Here is a 16,793-nt window from a genome sequence, read left to right as displayed (position 1 = left end):
AGTCGGTGCGCGGCCACGGTGGCCGCCCCATGAGAGAGGACGCGTCGTGGCCGCCGATGCGGGGCGGCCCAGATTTCGCCCGGTCGTAACCCCTTCCGCTTCCAGTGAGTAAGTGATTAGATCACTTCTCATGACGACGGAGTCGGGGCAGGTCCCGCGCCCCACCCTCAGCGGGACCCTCGCGGACGCCGTGATCCAGCTGATCGGCGACGAGGGGCTCGTCGCAGGCGAGCGCATCGGCCCGCAGCGTGACCTGGCGGCGCGGTTCGGCGTCGCGGTGCCGACGATGCGCGAGGCGCTGCGCCGGCTCGAGGGGATGGGGATCCTGTCCTTCCGGCACGGCTCCGGCATCTACGTCGGAGAGAACTATCACCGCAGCGTCCTGCCCAACGCGGTCGCGCCGCCCGCAGACCGGGACCGCCTGATCACGCTCATCCAGGCCCGCGCCGTGATCGAGCCCGCCATCGCCCGCCAGGCGGCGGTCGTGCGCGAGCCCACGGCGCTCGCCCGCCTGGCCGACCTCCTGGCCGAGGCCCGCGAGTGCCTCGAGACCGGGGCGGACCGGCTCTGGCGGGTGAACGTCGACCTGCACCGAGCCGTGGCGGACGCCGCCGGGAACACGATCCTGTCGGAGGTGCTCGACGTCATCCTGCTGCTGCACGCCGAGGACCAGCGCCGGATCCTCGCGCTGCACGGCGACCCCGAGTCCGACTACGAGGAGCACGCCGAGCTGGTGCGTCTCGTGACCGAGGGCCGGCCGGACGCCGTCGCCGACCTGATGCACGCGCACCTCACCGAGGTGGTGGCCGCCATCGCTGCGGCGCAGCCCTGACGACCGGCCCGCACCGCACTCCACCGCAAGCGCACCGCACCGCACTGTCACGCCCACCCACGGACCACCACGATCACGACGGAGTGATGACGATGGACTCGACACGCAGGAACGCCATGGCCGCCACGCTGGCGTGCGGCCTCACCCTGGCCGCCGGCCTCACGACCGCGGTCCCCGCCGCGGCCGCGGTCCCCGCAGCGGCCGCGCGCAGCTGCTCGCTCGACGGCGCCACCGTCACGGCGACGGCGACGGCACCCTCCCCGCTCCAGGACACGTTCTCGTCCTACGGCGACTCCGGCGCCGGCTGGACGGGCGCGGACAGCACGTACTCCGTCCCGCTGCGCGACGGCAGGTCGGCGTGGATCTTCTCGGACACCTTCCTGGGGCCGGTGGAGGCCGACGGCAGCCGGCCGCAGACCACGCCCTTCCTCAACAACTCGATCGTGCTCCAGGACGGTGACACGCTCTCGACCGTCACGGGCGGCACCCCCGCTGCGCCGGAGAGCATCGTCGGCCCCGACCCCGACGGCGACTGGCACTGGTTCGGCGCGGGCCTGACGACGCGGCCGGGCGACCTGCAGGTGGGCGTGCTGGAGTTCGCGCGGTTCGGCACCGGGACCTGGGACTGGGGCTGGAGCGGGTCGTCGGTGGCGACCCTCGACACCGACACCTGGCAGGTGACCTCGGTGGACCCGTTGCCGTCGGGTGCCGGTGTCCAGTGGGCGTCCTGGTACCAGCGGTCGGGCGGAGACGTGCTCGTCTACGGGGTCGAGGACCGCGGCGCCGAGAAGTTCATGCACGTCGCCAAGGTGCTCGGCGGCGACCTCGCCGCCACCGCGCGCTGGCGCTACTGGGACGGCGAGCGGTGGGTGCGCGACGAGGCCGCGTCCGCCCGGGTGATGTCCGGCGTCGCGAACGAGTACAGCGTGACGCCCTACCGCGACGGCTGGCTCCTGGTCACCCAGGACACGTCGGTGCCGTTCAGCAACGAGATCAAGGCGTACGTCTCGTGCTCGCCCACCGGCCCGTTCACGGGCGGCGCGACGATCCACCGCATGCCCGAGGTCGGCGCGTGGGGCACCTACGGCGACCCGGACGTCATCGCGTACAACGCCCACGAGCACCCCGAGCTGCGCGACGACGACACGCTCCTGGTGACCTACAACGTCAACTCCGTGGACCCCGACGACCTGTACGCGGACGTGTCGATCTACCGCCCCCGGTTCGTCGAGATCACGCTCGACGTCCAGCACTGACGACCCACGACCTACGACCCATGACCCATCACGACGAGGTGAGACGAATGAAGCGTTCCCGGATCCTGGCCGGCGCCACGGTGGCGTCCCTGGCTCTCGGCCTGGCGGCCTGCTCGAGCGACGACGGCGGCGGGGGCGGCGACGACGCCGGCGGCGACGTCACGCTCGGCTTCTACACGGACAAGGCCGCCTGGGAGCCCAGCTTCGACGACATGAACGACGCGTCCAAGGCGCAGGGCACCACCCTGGACTTCACCGGCTACTCCGACGCCACCGCGTACGACAGCTTCATCAAGCAGTCGTTCCGCACGAAGAAGGTGCCCGACCTGTTCACGTGGCACACCGGCAGCCAGCTGGCCGACCTCGTCGACCAGGGCCTGGTCGCCGAGACCACGGACCTGTGGACGAAGGCGGAGGCCGACGGGCTCGTGCCCCCGGGCCTGAAGGACAACTACACGTACGACGGCAAGCAGTACTGCGTGCCGCTGAACGTGGCGTACTGGGCCGTCTACTACAACAAGAAGGTCTTCGCCGACAACGGCATCGAGGTGCCGACCACCTTCGCGGAGATGATGGACGCGGCGAAGAAGCTGAAGGCCGCGGGCGTCACGCCGTTCCACCAGATGAACATCATCTTCGAGTTCGCCTGGTTCCAGGCGCTGCTCGCCGGGAACGCGCCCGACGTCTACCAGGGCCTGCAGACCGGCGACGCGTCCTACCTCGACCCGAAGGTCGTCGAGGTGATGGACCAGTGGAAGTCGATGATCGACGACGGCTACTACAACGACCCGGGCGTCACGACGGACCCGCAGACGATGCTCAAGAACGGCGACGTCGCGATGGCCTACTTCGGGACCTTCCTCACGGGCCAGCTGACCGACGTGGGCGCGAAGTCCGGAGACGACTACGGCATCTTCACCATGCCGAGCATGAACCCGGCCTCGGGCAACCAGATGGTCCTGGAGACCGGCCCGCTGTGCGTGGGGAAGGGGTCGGAGCACGAGCAGCAGGCGCTGGACTACAGCGCGTGGTGGATGAGCGACGACGCGCAGAGCGCCTGGTCGTCCTCGCGCGGCGACGTGTCCTTCAACCCGCACGTCAAGGTCGAGGACCCTGAGCTGCAGAAGCTGGTGGACCAGGTCAACGGCGGCGACTACACGATCCAGCAGCGCTACCTCGAGGCCAACCCGCTGCCGGTCTACACCCTGTCGACCGAGATCTTCGGCGACTTCGTGACCAACGCGCCCGACCCGCAGCCGGGGCTGCAGCGCCTCCAGGACGAGGCCGACAAGTACTGGGCCGACCAGGGCTGAGCCCGCGCACCACGTTCGTCGCGCCGCCGGGGGCCACGTGCCCCCGGCGGCGCCGGAAGGAGAGACCTCCCATGACCGCCACCGCCGCACCGCCGCGGCCGCCGACGAGCACCACCCGCCCGGTCCGCCGGGCGCGGGCCCCGTACCGCTGGTCCGCCCGCGGCTTCGCCCTGCCGGCTGTGCTGATCGTGGCGCTGCTGCTGTACCTGCCGTTCGTCTGGACGTCCTACCTGAGCCTCACGGAGTACAACGGGCTCGGCGACCCCGAGCTCGTGGGCCTCGCGAAGTACCAGGAGATGTTCACGGACGCCGGGTTCCTCAACTCGCTGCGCAACACCCTGTTCTGGGTGGCCGGGACGCTGGTCCTGCCCGTCGGGCTGGGCCTGCTCATCGCGGTCCTCGCGTACGGGCTCAAGGGCTCCTTCTGGTACCGGCTGCCGTTCCTGCTGCCGTACGCGATCTCCGGTGTCGCGGTCGGCGTCATCTGGACGTTCGTGCTGCAGACCGGGGGTGCGCTCGACGAGGCGCTCGCCCTGTTCGGCGTGACCGACCCCCCGCGGTGGCTGCTCGACGCCCCGCTGAACACGTTCGTCATGATCGGCGCCGCCACCTGGCAGGGCGCCGGGGTGAACGCCCTGCTGTTCACCATCGGGCTGCAGTCCATCCCCAAGGAGCCGATGGAGGCCGCCCGGGTCGACGGCGCGTCCGGCTGGACGCTGTTCCGCACGATGACGTGGCCGATGCTCACCCCGTTGACGACCGTCGTCGTGGGGCTCGCCATCGTCGGCTCGCTGAAGCAGTTCGACATCATCTGGGCGATGACCAAGGGCGGCCCCGGGGTCTCGTCCGAGACCCTCGCCCTGACCATGTACAAGGACACGTTCGTCGAGAACGACTACGGGCTGGGCGCCGCCGTCGCGGTGTTCCTCACCGTGATCACCGTCGCCGCGTCGGTCCTCTACCTGCGCCGGCAGCTGTCCGGCGCCCGGGAGTCATGATGCGAGCCACGATCGCGGACCGCGTCCGCAAGACCGTCCTCGTGGTGCTGGGCCTCGTGTGGCTCGCGCCCGTCTACCTCATGATCGTCAACGCCGCGAAGACGAACGACCAGTACGGCGTGCTGTCGGTGTGGAGCCCCGCCGGGCTCGGCGGCCTGTGGGAGAACGCCACCGCCGCCTGGACGCGGGGCGACATCTCCGCCGGCATCGCCTCGACCGCGCTCTACGCCGTCGTCGCACCCCTGATCGCCGTGGTGATCGGCGCGGCCGCCGGGTTCGCCATCGTCGCGCTGCACCTGCGGCACGGGTTCGTGTGGTTCGTCGTGATCTTCGCCTCGACCGTCTTCCCCATGCAGATGCTGCTGATGCCGCTCTTCCTCGGGTACGTCGAGACGGGGCTGTACGACACCCGCACCGGCATGATCCTCGTGTACACCGTGATCTCCGTGCCGTTCGCCGCGTTCGTGATGCGGAACTTCTTCGCCGGGGTCGCGCACCACGTCTTCGAGGCCGCCGTGATGGACGGGGCCTCCACCTGGCGGATCTTCTGGCGCATCTACCTGCCGATGGCCGTGCCCGCCCTCGTGGCGATCTTCATCCTGCAGGCCACGCTCATCTGGAACGACCTGCTGCTGGGCCTCACCCTCACGCAGTCCGCCGAGACCCGGCCGGTGATGACGGCGCTGTCCGCGCTGCAGAGCACGTACGGCGGCTCGACGATGCCGACCGTCCTGGCGGGCGGCCTCATCGTCTCGATCCCCACCGTCCTGCTCTTCCTCCTCGCCCAGCGCGCGTTCACGCGCGGCCTCGCGCTCGGCCAGTACTGACCCTGACCCCCGTGCCCGACCTGCGCCCCTCCTGGAGCACCTCATGCCCGACCTGAACCCCCCGACCACCACCCCCTGGAGCGGCCGCACCGCGCTCGTCACGGGCGCGGCCGCCGGCATCGGCGGCGGCGTCGCCGACCTGCTGGTCGAGCTCGGTGCCACCGTCGTCGGCGTCGACCGCGACGCGACGGCCCTCGACGACGCCGCCTCCCGCCTGGCCGCCGCCCCCGGGCGCTTCGTCGGCCTCGTGGCGGACGTCTCGCGCCCCGACGCGCTCGACGACGCGGCGCGCCAGGTGCGAGCCGAGCACGGCACGCTCGACGCCGTCGTCTGTGCGGCGGGCGTGCAGCGCTACGGCGCCGTGGACGAGACCGACCCCGCCACCTACGACGAGGTGATGGGGGTGAACGTCGGCGGCGCGTTCCACACCTGCCGCACCATGGTGCCGCTGGTGCGCGAGAACGGCGGCGGCGCGGTCGTCCTCGTCTCCTCGGCGCAGGCCTACGCCACCCAGACCGGCGTGGCCGCGTACACGGCGAGCAAGTCCGCGCTGCTGGGCCTCGCGCGAGCGATGGCGGTCGACCACGCGGCGGACGGCATCCGTGTCAACAGCGTCAGCCCCGGGTCGATCGACACCCCGATGCTGCGCTGGGCCGCTGGCCTGTTCGCCGGGGACCGGCCGGCCGAGGACGTCGTCGCCGAGTGGGGGCGCGCGCACCCGCTGGGCCGGGTCGGCACCCCGCGCGAGGTCGCCGAGGTGGTGGAGTTCCTGCTGTCCGACCGCGCCGCCTTCGTGACCGGCGCGGACGTCAAGGTCGACGGCGGGCTCAGCTCGCGCCTCGCCGCCGCGCTGCCCGAGGACGACGCATGAGCGCGCTCAAGGGCAGCGGGATGCGGATCGCGGACGTGCGCGCCACCACCGTGACCGTCCCGCTCGAGGCCCCGCTGCGGCACTCCAACGGGGCGCACTGGGGCCGCTTCGTCCGCACGATCGTCGAGGTGGAGACGACGGACGGCCTGGTCGGGCTCGGGGAGATGGGCGGCGGCGGGCAGAGCGCCGAGGCGGCCATCGCCGCGCTCAAGCCGTACCTCGTCGGGCACGACCCCGCCCGCACGGAGGCGCTGCGGTTCATGCTCGCCAACCCGACGGCGAGCCTGTACAACAACCGGACCCAGCTCGTGGCCGCGATCGAGTTCGCCTGCCTCGACCTGCTCGGCAAGCACACCGGCCTGCCGGTGCACGCGCTGCTGGGCGGTGCGGTCCGCGACGAGGTCGAGTTCGCGTCGTACCTGTTCTTCCGCTACCCCGCGGCGGACGGGACCGGGGAGGTGCGCACCCCCGACCAGCTCGTCGCCGAGGCGGCCCGGCTCAAGGCCGAGCACGGGTTCCGCGTGCACAAGCTCAAGGGGGGCGTGTTCGACCCCGAGCACGAGCTCGAGGCCTACCGGGCGCTCGCCGCCTCCCTGCCGGGGGACCGTTTCCGGTACGACCCCAACGGCATCCTCAGCGTGGAGGAGGCGATCCGCTTCGCCCGGCGCATCGAGGACCTCGACAACGACTACGCCGAGGACTTCTGCTACGGCCTGAACGGGATGCGTCGCCTGCGGGAGAACACGCGGATCCCGCTCGCCACGAACACCGTGGTCGTGAACTTCGAGCAGCTCGCGGCCGACGTCCTGCAGCCCGCCGTCGACGTGATCCTGCTGGACACCACGTTCTGGGGCGGCATCCGGCCCTGCGTGCGGGCGGCCGGCGTGGCGGAGACGTTCCAGCTGGGCGTCGCGGTGCACTCCTCCGGCGAGCTCGGCATCCAGCTCGCCTCGATGCTGCACCTGGGCGCCGTGGTGCCCAACCTCGCGTTCGCCGCCGACGCCCACTACCACCACCTGCGCGACGACGTGATCGTGGGCGGCAAGCTCGCCTACCACGACGGGCGCATCGCCGTCCCGGACACCCCTGGCCTCGGCGTGGAGCTGGACCGGGACAAGGTGGCGCAGTACGCCGAGCTGTACCGGGAGCTCGGTCCGTACCCGTACGACCGCGACCCGGGCCGGCCCGACTGGTACCCGCTGCTGCCGAGCACGCAGTTCGCCGACCCGTCGGTCGCGGGGCGCCCGGCCGCGCTGGCGCACGAGCCGTACTGACCACGCACGACCCCGCGCAAACAGCACCGAGACGCACCGAGACGCTCCGAGACGCACGAGACGCACCGAGAGGCACGAGGACACACCATGAGCAGCACCCCGGCCGTCGCCACGACGACGGTCCCCGTCGTCCCGACTGTGGCGGACCTGGCGTCCGACCTGGTCACGGACACGTTCGACGACATGATCAACCCGCCCGGCCTGACCAACCACTGGGCCACCGCGCAGGTGGACCACGACGTGCTGGCGGTGCGCTCGCTCAACGTCCCGCCGGTCTCGCAGGGCGACAGCATCAGCGGCCAGCTGTACCTCGGCGGACGGCTCGTACGGTCGTTCGGGCGCCCCGTGGACGTGCGCTGGCGGCCCGACCGCGTCGAACGGCGCACCCTCGTGGACGGCTGGGAGGTGCGCACGGTGACCGTCTGCCCGCCAGGCGAGCCGGGCGTCGCCGTGCAGGTCGAGGTCACCGAGACGACGGGGGAGGCGCGCGAGCTGCGCCTCGGCGCGTGGCTCGACTCGACGGTGACCTGCGCGGCCGAGCCGTGGCTCGCGGGCGCCCCGCCGCAGGCGCGCAACACGCTGGAGCGCGACGGCGCCCGTCGTCTCGGGCGGCCCGCGGACGGCTCCGCGGTCAGCGTGCAGGGCCTCGTCGACGAGCGCGGCGTCCCGGTCGACGACGGCGCGTCGGCGCGCGTGGCCGAGGTGGTGCGGGACGTGCCGGCCCGCGGCACGGTGCGCCTCGCGTTCGTGCACACGCTCGCCCGCACCCGCGAGGAGGCGGTGGCGGCGTTCGACCGCGTCGCCGCGGACGTCGCCGGTGCGGTCGAGGCCTCCCGCCGCACCTGGGACGCCGAGATCGAGGCGCTGTTCACGCCCGGGAACGACCAGTTCGGCGGCTGCCTGCCGCGGCTGGTGACGTCCGACGACGCGTTGCGCCGGCTGTACTGGTGGGGCGCGGTCGGCGTGCTGTGGTTCCGGCGCGACAACCCGGCGTCCGTCCTCGGGCGCACCTACGACACCCTCATGCCGCGCTACTGGCAGACGACCACGTTCATCTGGGACTACTCCCTGAGCTCGATGGTGCACGCGCTGCTCGACCCGCACGTGATGCGCCGCCAGGTGGAGCACTGGGTGGGCCTCGACATCGAGAAGCACTTCGGCACCGAGTGGCTCACGGGCGGCCCTGTCGGCTACTGGTACTCGGTGAACCACTACGCGATGACGCGGCTGGTGCACGACTACCTGCGCCTGCACGGCGACCACGGGCTGCTCGACGCCGAGGTGACCACGCCGGACGGGCGCACCTCGACGATGGGCGACGAGGTCCGGGCCTGGGCGACGGCGTGGCACCGCCTGCGCTCGCAGACCGGCTCGGGGCTGGCCGACTACGGCGACGTGGACAACCTGCTCGAGTGCGTGAGCTCGTACGTGCACGAGGTGGCGAGCCTGAACGCCGCCAACGTGTGGAACCTGCGCACGGCCGCGGGGATCAGCGCACTGCAGGGACGGGACGAGGACGCTGCCCGGCTGCGTGCCGAGGCGGCCGACCTGCTGCCGAAGGTGCTCGAGCTCGCCGTGCCGGGGGAGGGCTTCTTCCACGCGCGCCAGCCGGACGGCTCCCTCGTCGAGACCCGGCACTGCTACGACTTCGCCACCGTGGGGACGACCATCGCCGCCGACGTCCCGGCGGCGCAGCGGGACGCGATGGTCGAGTTCTTCGTCCGGGAGCTGCGCACGCCGTCGTGGATGCGCGCCCTGTCGCCGTGGGACGACGAGGCCGGCTGGTCCGTGCGCGCCGACCACCAGTGGAACGGGGCGTATCCGGCGTGGCCGGCCGACTCCGCGCGGGCGGCGATCGCGCTCGGGCACCCCGAGGTGGTCCTGGAGTGGCTGCCCGGGCTGGCGCGGACGGCCAACCAGGGCCCGCCCGGGCAGGCGCACTTCGTCGAGGAGGCCGAGGAGCCGATCGGCGGCGGTGCGCGCAAGACGCCGCCGCAGCTGCCGTACATCATCGACTGGTCCTGCTCGTCGGCAGGAGCCTGGTGCGAGCTGGTGCTCGCGGGGGTGTTCGGCGTCGACGTCGCCCTCGACGGCACGGTGAGCGCGGGGGGCTGCATCGCGGACCTCGACCCGCAGGCGCGGCTCGAGGGTCTCGTCGTCCAGGGTCGGACCTACGACGTCGCGGGCGGCGAGGTCACCGAGCGACCGACCACCGAGCGACGGACCACCGCGCGATGACGGACCACCGCGAGGGGACGGACCCGGGTGCGCGCCCCGGGTGGGGGCGGCTGCTCGACGACGGGCGGGCCGCCCTGCCGGACGCCCTCGCCTCCGTCGACGAGGCGGTCACGGCCGGCGGAGAGCGGGCCCTGGTGGTGCGGGTGGCCGGCGGGCTGGCGGTCGACGTGCTGCCCGACCGCGGGCTCGACCTCGGCGCGGCGTGGTGGGCCGGCGTCCCGCTCGCCTGGCGGTCCCCGCACCCCCGCGACCCCGGCCCGGGTCGCGACTGGGAGGACCGTTTCCTCGGCGGCCTGCTCGCCACCTGCGGCCCCGACAACATCGGCGCACCGCGCGACGCGTCCGGCCAGCACGGCTCGCACCACCTGACCCCGGCGCACGACGTGCGGTGGTGGCGCGAGCGGGCCGGTGCCGGTGCGGGTGCCCGAGCTGGTGACGGTGGTGACGGTGCGGACGGTGGCGACGAGATCGAGGTCCACGTCGCGGGCTCCGTCGCGCACTCGTCGCTGTACGGCGCGCGGGTGGTGGTCGAGCGGGAGATCGTCGTGGCCACCGGCCGGCCGTGGGTCGAGGTGCGGGACGTGGTCCGCAACGTCGGCGCGGCTCCCGTGGGCGTGCCGCTGCTCTACCACGTGAACCTCGGCGCGGCGGTGCTGGTGGAGGGCTCGCGCCTGGAGGCGGACGCGGAAGCGGCGGTGCCTGCCGGACCTCTCCCGGCCGGGCGGGACGCGGTCACGTTCCCCTGCCCTGCCCCGGGTGCGTCGTACGTCGTGGCGGAGCACCCGGCCGTGCGGGCCACCGACGGGCGCGCCCGCGCGGTGGTGCGCCCGACGGGGCTGCCGGTGGCGCCGAACCAGGGGAGCGGCTCCGGCGGCGGCACGGAGGTGGTCGTCGAGTGGCGTGCGGAGACGATGCCGCGGCTGTACTCGTGGCTGTGGCCCGCCGCAGGCTCGTGGGTGCTCGGCGTCGAGCCGGCCAACGCGCCGCTGGTCGGGCCGGAACGGGACCTGCCGCACGGCGGCGCGCCCGTCCTGGCGCCGGGGGAGACCTGGGAGTGCGGTGTGCAGATCGGTGTGCAGGTCGGTGTGCAGGTCGGTGTGCGCGGTGCGGACGCCGGGGGAGCGGCATGACGACGTCGGACGCCGCGCCGGCTGGGACGGCGGCCGTACCGGGAGGCACCGTGCAGCCCGTGCAGCCCGTGCTGCCGACCAGCGTCAGCGCCGAGGCGCGTCGGTACCTCGCCGGGCTCGCCGCCGCGCGCCCGGCAGAGCCGCGCCCGTACCCGGCGCCGGACGACCGCGCGGGCTGGTCGCGGCTCGTGGCGGAGGTGGACGAGTGGTTCCGTACCGTCGTCGTGCGCGAGGGGCTGCCCGTGACGACCGCGGAGCGCCGCGTGGCCGGGGTGCCCACCTACGTCCAGATCCCCGACGGGGCCGCCGCCGACGACGCCGACGCCGTGGACGCGCCGGTGGTGCTGGACCTGCACGGCGGCGGGCTCCTGTACGGGGCGGGCGAGGTGTGCCGCGCGTCCGCGGCGTCGACGGCCGTGACCACGGGTCTCGTGACCTGGGGCGTGGACTATCGCATGCCGCCGGAGCACCCGTACCCGGCGGGGCTCGACGACGTCCTCGCGGTCTACCGCGCCCTGCTCGACGAGCGTGACCCGCGGCGGGTCGTCGTCGCAGGAGGGTCGGCGGGCGGGAACCTGGCCGCGGCCCTGCTGCTGCGTGCCCGCGACGAGGGCCTGGCGATGCCGGCGGCCCTGGTGCTGCTGACGCCCGAGGTGGACCTCACCGAGTCGGGCGACTCGTTCGTCACGAACGCCCCCCACGACCTGGCGCTCGCGAGCCTCCGGGAGGTGAACGCGCTCTACGCGGCCGGCGCCGACCTGGCGCACCCGTACCTGTCGCCCCTGTTCGGCGACCTGTCGGGGTTCCCGCCCACGTTCCTGCAGTCGGGCACCCGAGACCTGTTCCTGTCCAACACCGTGCGGATGCACCGGCGGCTGCGAGCCGCAGGCGTCCCCGCGGAGCTGCACGTGTTCGAGGGCATGCCGCACGGCGGTTTCGGGGGCGACGCCCCGGAGGACGCCGAGCTGGAGGCCGAGGAACAGGCGTTCGTCGCGCGGGTGCTGTCTGCGCGGCGCGCGCCGACCTGAGAACCTGGCCTCGAACCGGGCGACGACCACCAGGGGGACACCGTGCACCACCACGAACCACCGGGCTACGACTGCCCGTTCTGCGACCTGCCGGCCGAGCGGGAGGCCGAGGTCGTCTACCGCGACGAGCGGGTCTTCGCGATCGTGGCGCCACGCTGGTGGCCGCGCAACCCGGGCCACCTGCTCGTCGTCCCGGTCGCCCACCACGAGAACCTGTACGACCTGCCCACGGCCGACGGCCACGCCGTGTTCGACGCGACACAGCGGCTCGCCCGCGTGATGCGCGCGGTCTACGACTGTGACGGCGTCTCGACCCGGCAGCACAACGAGCCGGCCGGGGACCAGGACGTCTGGCACTTCCACCAGCACCTCTTCCCGCGCTACGCCGGGGACGAGCTCTACCGCACCCTGCCGGAACCCGAGTGGCTGCCGGCGCCACGGCGACGGGAGTACGCGCAGCGCCTGCGCGCCGGGCTCGGCTGACCGGGACGCGGGCGACGACGACGATCCGCCGCGCCGCGGCGCGCTGCGCTGCGCTAGTCGAGGTGCGGGCGTCTTGACACCGGTCGGCGCGGGGTGCCAGAGTGACGGCATCCGGAAACGTTTCCAACGCTGCTGTGGGAATCGTTCTGGAAACGTTTCCAAACGCCGTCGACGTTGAAGGTGGAGCGACAGTGACGTCATCACGCGCCACGTTGATCGAGGTGGCCCGGCACGCCGGGGTCTCCCTCGCGTCGACGTCGCGGGCCCTGCACGGGACCGGGGCCAGCCCGGCCATGGTGGAGCGCGTCCGCGCCGCCGCCGACGAGCTGGGGTACAGCCCGGACGTCACGGGTCGGTCCCTGCGGATGCGCAAGACCTTCCAGGTCGCGTTCGCCGTCGCGGACATCGGGAACCCCGTCTACGTCGAGATGCTCACGGCGATCCACGAGGTGCTCGCGCCGCACGGCTACCGCGTGGTCGTCATGTCCACGGGGGACTCGGCCGGGGCCACCGCCGACCTGGTGCGCAGCCTCGGCGGCGGGTTCGTCGACGCCCTGGTGATCAGCCCCCTGCGTGCCGACGACGCCCTCGCGGACGAGATCCGGCAGGCTCCGGTGCCCGTGGTCGTGATCGGCCGCGCGCTCGACGCCGACGGCGACTCCGTCTCGACCGACTCCGCCGGCGGCATCGGCCTCGCGGTCGGCCACCTGGTGGACTCCGGCCGCCGCCGGATCGGCTTCCTCAACGGTCCGCTCGACACCACTCCCGGCCTCGCCCGGCAGCGCGGCTTCGACGCCGCCACCCAGGTGGACGGCTTCCCCGCCGAGCGGGTCGCCGTGCAGGTCGCGGACGACTTCACCGTCGCCGCCGGGCTGCGCGCCGCGCGCACCCTCCTGGCGCCGGCGCCCGACGGCTCGCGGCTGGACGCCGTGGTCGCCGCCAACGACCTGCTCGCCATCGGCGCGGTCCGCGCGGCACGCGAGGCCGGGCTGACCGTCCCCGGTGACGTCGCGGTGACCGGCATGGACGACACGGAGCTCGGCCGGGTCTACGAGCCCAGCCTCACGAGCGTCTCGCTCGGCTCCGCGGAGCGCGGCGCCGCCGCGGCCCGTGCCGTGCTCGCCCGCCTCGAGGACGACGGTGCGACCGCCCGGCACGTCGTGATCGGTCCGCGTCTCCTGGTGCGCGGCTCCACGGGCGGTGCCGCCGACGTCACGACCCCTGCCGACCCGACCGAGGGGAGCGCGCGATGACTGCCCCGACCACGCCCGGCACCTCACGGACCGGTGGGACGAGCCGCGGCTCCGACCGCACCGGCCGTCCCGTACCTGCCGTCCGCCGCCGCGGCGGCCTGGAACGCGGCCGCCGTCGCGAGGCGATCGCCCTGGTGATGCCGTCGCTGCTGCCGATCCTCGTGCTCAGCGTCGCGCCGCTGGTGATGGGGATCGCGCTGGCGTTCACGGACGCCCGCCTGGTCCGCCACCCGGACTACCAGTTCGTGGGCGTCGACAACTTCGTCCGGCTCGCCGACAACTCCTTCTTCTGGGACTCGTTCCGCATCGGGATGATCTGGGCGGTGTCGGTGACGCTGCTGCAGCTCGTCCTCGCGCTCGGCCTCGCCCAGCTGCTGAACTCCGGCCTCCGGCTCCAGGGGCTCACCCGCGTCCTGGCGCTGATCCCGTGGGCGATGCCGCCGGTCGTCGTGGCCATCATGTGGAAGATGATCTACTCGCCGAACGCGGGGCCGCTCAACGCGTTCCTCGGGGCGATCGGGCTGCCGGACGACATCAACTGGCTGGCGGACTTCTCCACCGCCCTGCCCGCGGTGATCGTGGTCGGCGTGTGGGTCGGGATGCCGCAGACCACGGTGACCCTGCTCGCCGGCCTGCAGCAGATCCCGGACGAGCTGCACGAGGCCGCGTCGATGGACGGGGCGGGCGCCTGGCGCCGGTTCACCGCCGTCACCTGGCCGAGCCTGCGGCCGATCGTCGCGTCGATCACGTCGCTGAACTTCATCTGGAACTTCAACTCGTTCTCGCTGGTCTACGTCCTGACCGAGGGCGGGCCGGGCGGCCGCACGATGCTACCGATGCTCTTCACCTACCTCGAGGCGTTCAAGAACCGGAACATCGGGTACGCCGCCGCGATGGGCGTCGTCCTCGTCGTGGTCGTCGTCCTGCTCCTCGCCGTCTACCTGCGGTCGCAGTTCCGCGACGACCGCGTCCAGAAGAAGGGCTGAGCCGATGCGCGCACTCGTCCGCCCCGCCCAGTACGTGGCGCTGGCCGGCTACATCGTCTTCCTCGGCTTCCCGCTGCTGTGGCTGATCTCGGCGTCCGTGAAGTCGTCCGCCGAGCTCAACTCGCTCACCGTGAGCCTGCTGCCGGCGCAGTGGCACTGGGAGAACTACGCCCAGGCGCTCGCCCGGCAGGGCCTGGTGCACTCGGCCGCGAACAGCGCGGTCGTGGCGCTCGCCTCGACCGCGCTCGTGATCCTCATCGCGATGCCCGCGGCCTACGTGCTCGCCCGGCTCAAGGGCGCGATCCGCGTGGCGGGGGTGGGATGGATCCTGGTGAGCCAGGTCTTCCCGGTGATCCTCATCATCCTGCCGCTCTTCCTCATCCTGCGGACGATGAACCTCACGGACAGCCTCGTGGGCCTGACGCTGGTGCACACCACGTACACGCTGCCCTTCGCGCTGTGGATGCTGCAGGGCTACGTGGCCGGCATCCCGACCGAGCTCGAGGAGGCCGGCTCGATGGACGGCGCGAGCCGGCTCAGCGTGCTGCGCCGGATCGTGTTCCCGCTGCTGGCCCCGGGGATCGTCGCCACCGCGATGTTCAGCTTCGTCTCGTCGTGGAACGAGTTCTTCTTCGCCCTGGTCCTGCTCCAGTCGCCCGAGAACTACACGCTGCCGATCACGCTCACGTCGTTCATCGGCGGCGAGGGCAAGGTCGCGCTCGGCCCGCTCGCGGCAGGGTCGTTCCTCGCCGCCATCCCGAGCATCGTCTTCTTCTCGATCATGCAGAAGAAGCTCACCGGCGGCCTGATGGCCGGGGCAGTCAAGGGCTGACTCCCACCCGGGCCGGCGCCTCGCACGCACCGCACGCACCGCACCTCCGACCACCCCGAAAGGAAGACCCATGAAGACTCGTGGAGTGTCCACCGCCGCATGCCTCACGGTCACCGCCCTGCTCGTCGCCTCGTGCAGCGGCGGGGGCGGCGACGACGGGGACGGCGGACCCGTGACGCTGAAGTTCCAGTCCCTGTCCGACCAGCCTGCGGCCATCGCGGCGACGGAGAAGATCGTGGACGAGTGGAACGGCGAGCACCCCGACGTGCAGGTCGAGATCGTCCCGGCCGGCTGGGACGGCGTCTACGACAAGCTGATCACCCAGTTCAACGGCGGCGCCGCGCCCGACATCATCCACTACGAGGCCGCGAGCATCGTGCCGTTCGCGCGCGACGGCTACCTCGCGGACCTGTCGGACTACATGTCCGACGAGCGCAAGGCCGACATCCCCGAAGGGGTGCTCTCCTCGGTGACGGTCGACGACCAGGTCGTGGCCTACCCGACCGAGCTGCAGTCGTACATGGTCTTCGCGAACAAGAAGCTCCTCGAGGACGCGGGCGTCGAGATCCCGACCGGCGACACCATGACGTGGGACCAGCTGCGCGAGATCGCCAAGGCGACCACCCAGGGCAAGACCTACGGTCTCGGCTGGGGCCTGTCGAGCCCGACCGCCGCGTTCATGACGATGGCTCCGGGCTTCGGCGGCCAGTACTTCACCGGGACGGGCACCGACGCCACGATCACCGTCGGCGACGGCGAGATGGCCCTGCCCGAGCTGGTGGACGCGATGGCGCACCAGGACAAGTCGATCCTCCCGGTCACCCTGACCCAGTCGGGTTCCGAGGCGATCGCGTCGTTCTACGCCGGGCAGACGGCGATGACGGTGCAGGGCTCCTACCAGGCCGCGAACATCGCGAAGGACGCGCCGAAGGACCTCGACTGGGTGGTGCTGCCGCCGCTCGCCGGCCCGGAGGGTGCCGGCCAGGCCGCGAACCCGCAGACGCTGTCGGTGAACGTGGACTCCGAGCACGTGGAGGAGTCGGCCGAGTTCATCGAGTTCTTCACCGAGCCGGACAACCTGGCCGCGCTCAACGAGGCAGACGCGCTCATCCCGGCGACCACGTCGGCGCAGCAGCTCATGAGCGACAAGCTCGGCGACAAGAACGGGTGGAGCACCATCCTCGCCTCGGGCCAGCACTTCGTCTCCGCGCCGTACCTGTTCGTGGACGCGTACGCGCAGTGGAAGGACACCGTGGCCACGCCGGCCTACCAGCGCTACCTGGCGCAGGAGACCGACGCCGACGAGCTCTCGTCGCAGCTCACCGACGGGTGGGACGAGATCACGAAGTGACGCCGTGGGGGGGGCGCGCCGCCCCCCCCCCCCCCCCCCCCCCCCCCCCCCCCCCCCCCGCGCGGCACCCCCCCCGCCGGGCGAACGGGGGGGTTTGTGGTTTAAACAAAAACGAAGCCCC

The 16,793-nt window shown here is 72.6% G+C and carries 15 protein-coding genes; all 15 read left to right on the top strand.

The features are described from left to right. Nucleotides 1-130: 130 nt before the first annotated feature. The 15 genes from ACWGKI_RS04115 to ACWGKI_RS04045 all read left to right on the top strand — a co-directional run bounded on the left by ACWGKI_RS04115 (nucleotide 131) and on the right by ACWGKI_RS04045 (nucleotide 16,672). Nucleotides 131-832 (top strand): FadR/GntR family transcriptional regulator, encoded by a 702-nt coding sequence (locus ACWGKI_RS04115; RefSeq protein ID WP_380245460.1) that lies wholly within the window; start codon nucleotides 131-133, stop codon nucleotides 830-832. Between the two features lie 92 nt (nucleotides 833-924). Beyond that, nucleotides 925-2,088 (top strand): DUF4185 domain-containing protein, encoded by a 1,164-nt coding sequence (locus ACWGKI_RS04110; protein WP_452184910.1) that lies wholly within the window; start codon nucleotides 925-927, stop codon nucleotides 2,086-2,088. A gap of 47 nt (nucleotides 2,089-2,135) precedes the next feature. Next, nucleotides 2,136-3,401, top strand: a complete 1,266-nt coding sequence (locus tag ACWGKI_RS04105) for an ABC transporter substrate-binding protein (protein WP_380245462.1) — start codon at nucleotides 2,136-2,138, stop codon at nucleotides 3,399-3,401. 71 nt (nucleotides 3,402-3,472) lie between these two features. Beyond that, complete coding sequence (locus tag ACWGKI_RS04100; RefSeq protein ID WP_380244435.1) at nucleotides 3,473-4,399, top strand: carbohydrate ABC transporter permease; 927 nt, start codon at nucleotides 3,473-3,475, stop codon at nucleotides 4,397-4,399. Beyond that, complete coding sequence (locus tag ACWGKI_RS04095) at nucleotides 4,399-5,226, top strand: carbohydrate ABC transporter permease (protein ID WP_380244436.1); 828 nt, start codon at nucleotides 4,399-4,401, stop codon at nucleotides 5,224-5,226. The genes ACWGKI_RS04100 and ACWGKI_RS04095 overlap by 1 nt, the downstream gene beginning before the upstream one ends. A 43-nt stretch (nucleotides 5,227-5,269) precedes the next feature. Beyond that, nucleotides 5,270-6,097 (top strand): SDR family NAD(P)-dependent oxidoreductase, encoded by an 828-nt coding sequence (locus ACWGKI_RS04090; protein WP_380244437.1) that lies wholly within the window; start codon nucleotides 5,270-5,272, stop codon nucleotides 6,095-6,097. Continuing rightward, complete coding sequence (locus ACWGKI_RS04085) at nucleotides 6,094-7,371, top strand: enolase C-terminal domain-like protein (RefSeq protein ID WP_452184907.1); 1,278 nt, start codon at nucleotides 6,094-6,096, stop codon at nucleotides 7,369-7,371. Before ACWGKI_RS04090 ends, ACWGKI_RS04085 begins: the two co-directional genes overlap by 4 nt. Before the next feature lie 87 nt (nucleotides 7,372-7,458). Next, complete coding sequence (locus ACWGKI_RS04080) at nucleotides 7,459-9,609, top strand: hypothetical protein (protein WP_452184905.1); 2,151 nt, start codon at nucleotides 7,459-7,461, stop codon at nucleotides 9,607-9,609. Further along, nucleotides 9,606-10,739: a DUF4432 family protein gene (locus tag ACWGKI_RS04075; protein ID WP_452184903.1), complete on the top strand. Its 1,134-nt coding sequence runs from the start codon at nucleotides 9,606-9,608 to the stop codon at nucleotides 10,737-10,739. The genes ACWGKI_RS04080 and ACWGKI_RS04075 overlap by 4 nt, the downstream gene beginning before the upstream one ends. Continuing rightward, nucleotides 10,736-11,767, top strand: coding sequence for an alpha/beta hydrolase (locus ACWGKI_RS04070; RefSeq protein ID WP_452184901.1), 1,032 nt, complete (start codon nucleotides 10,736-10,738; stop codon nucleotides 11,765-11,767). Before ACWGKI_RS04075 ends, ACWGKI_RS04070 begins: the two co-directional genes overlap by 4 nt. Nucleotides 11,768-11,809: 42 nt before the next feature. After that, nucleotides 11,810-12,250, top strand: coding sequence for an HIT family protein (locus tag ACWGKI_RS04065; protein WP_452184899.1), 441 nt, complete (start codon nucleotides 11,810-11,812; stop codon nucleotides 12,248-12,250). A gap of 191 nt (nucleotides 12,251-12,441) precedes the next feature. After that, entirely contained in the window at nucleotides 12,442-13,503 is a 1,062-nt protein-coding gene (locus ACWGKI_RS04060; protein WP_452184897.1) for a LacI family DNA-binding transcriptional regulator, read from the top strand. Further along, nucleotides 13,500-14,489: a carbohydrate ABC transporter permease gene (locus tag ACWGKI_RS04055; RefSeq protein WP_380244444.1), complete on the top strand. Its 990-nt coding sequence runs from the start codon at nucleotides 13,500-13,502 to the stop codon at nucleotides 14,487-14,489. Before ACWGKI_RS04060 ends, ACWGKI_RS04055 begins: the two co-directional genes overlap by 4 nt. 4 nt (nucleotides 14,490-14,493) lie before the next feature. Further along, nucleotides 14,494-15,321: a carbohydrate ABC transporter permease gene (locus ACWGKI_RS04050; RefSeq protein WP_380244445.1), complete on the top strand. Its 828-nt coding sequence runs from the start codon at nucleotides 14,494-14,496 to the stop codon at nucleotides 15,319-15,321. 70 nt (nucleotides 15,322-15,391) lie between these two features. Continuing rightward, nucleotides 15,392-16,672 carry an ABC transporter substrate-binding protein gene (locus ACWGKI_RS04045; RefSeq protein WP_380244446.1) on the top strand — a complete coding sequence of 427 codons (1,281 nt, stop codon included), beginning with the start codon at nucleotides 15,392-15,394 and terminating at the stop codon, nucleotides 16,670-16,672. Nucleotides 16,673-16,793 lie beyond the last annotated feature (121 nt).

The organism is Isoptericola sp. NPDC055881, assembly GCF_053615895.1.
The sequence above is the reverse complement of the archived record's forward strand: the minus strand, read 5'-3'. Positions and strand labels throughout refer to the sequence as shown.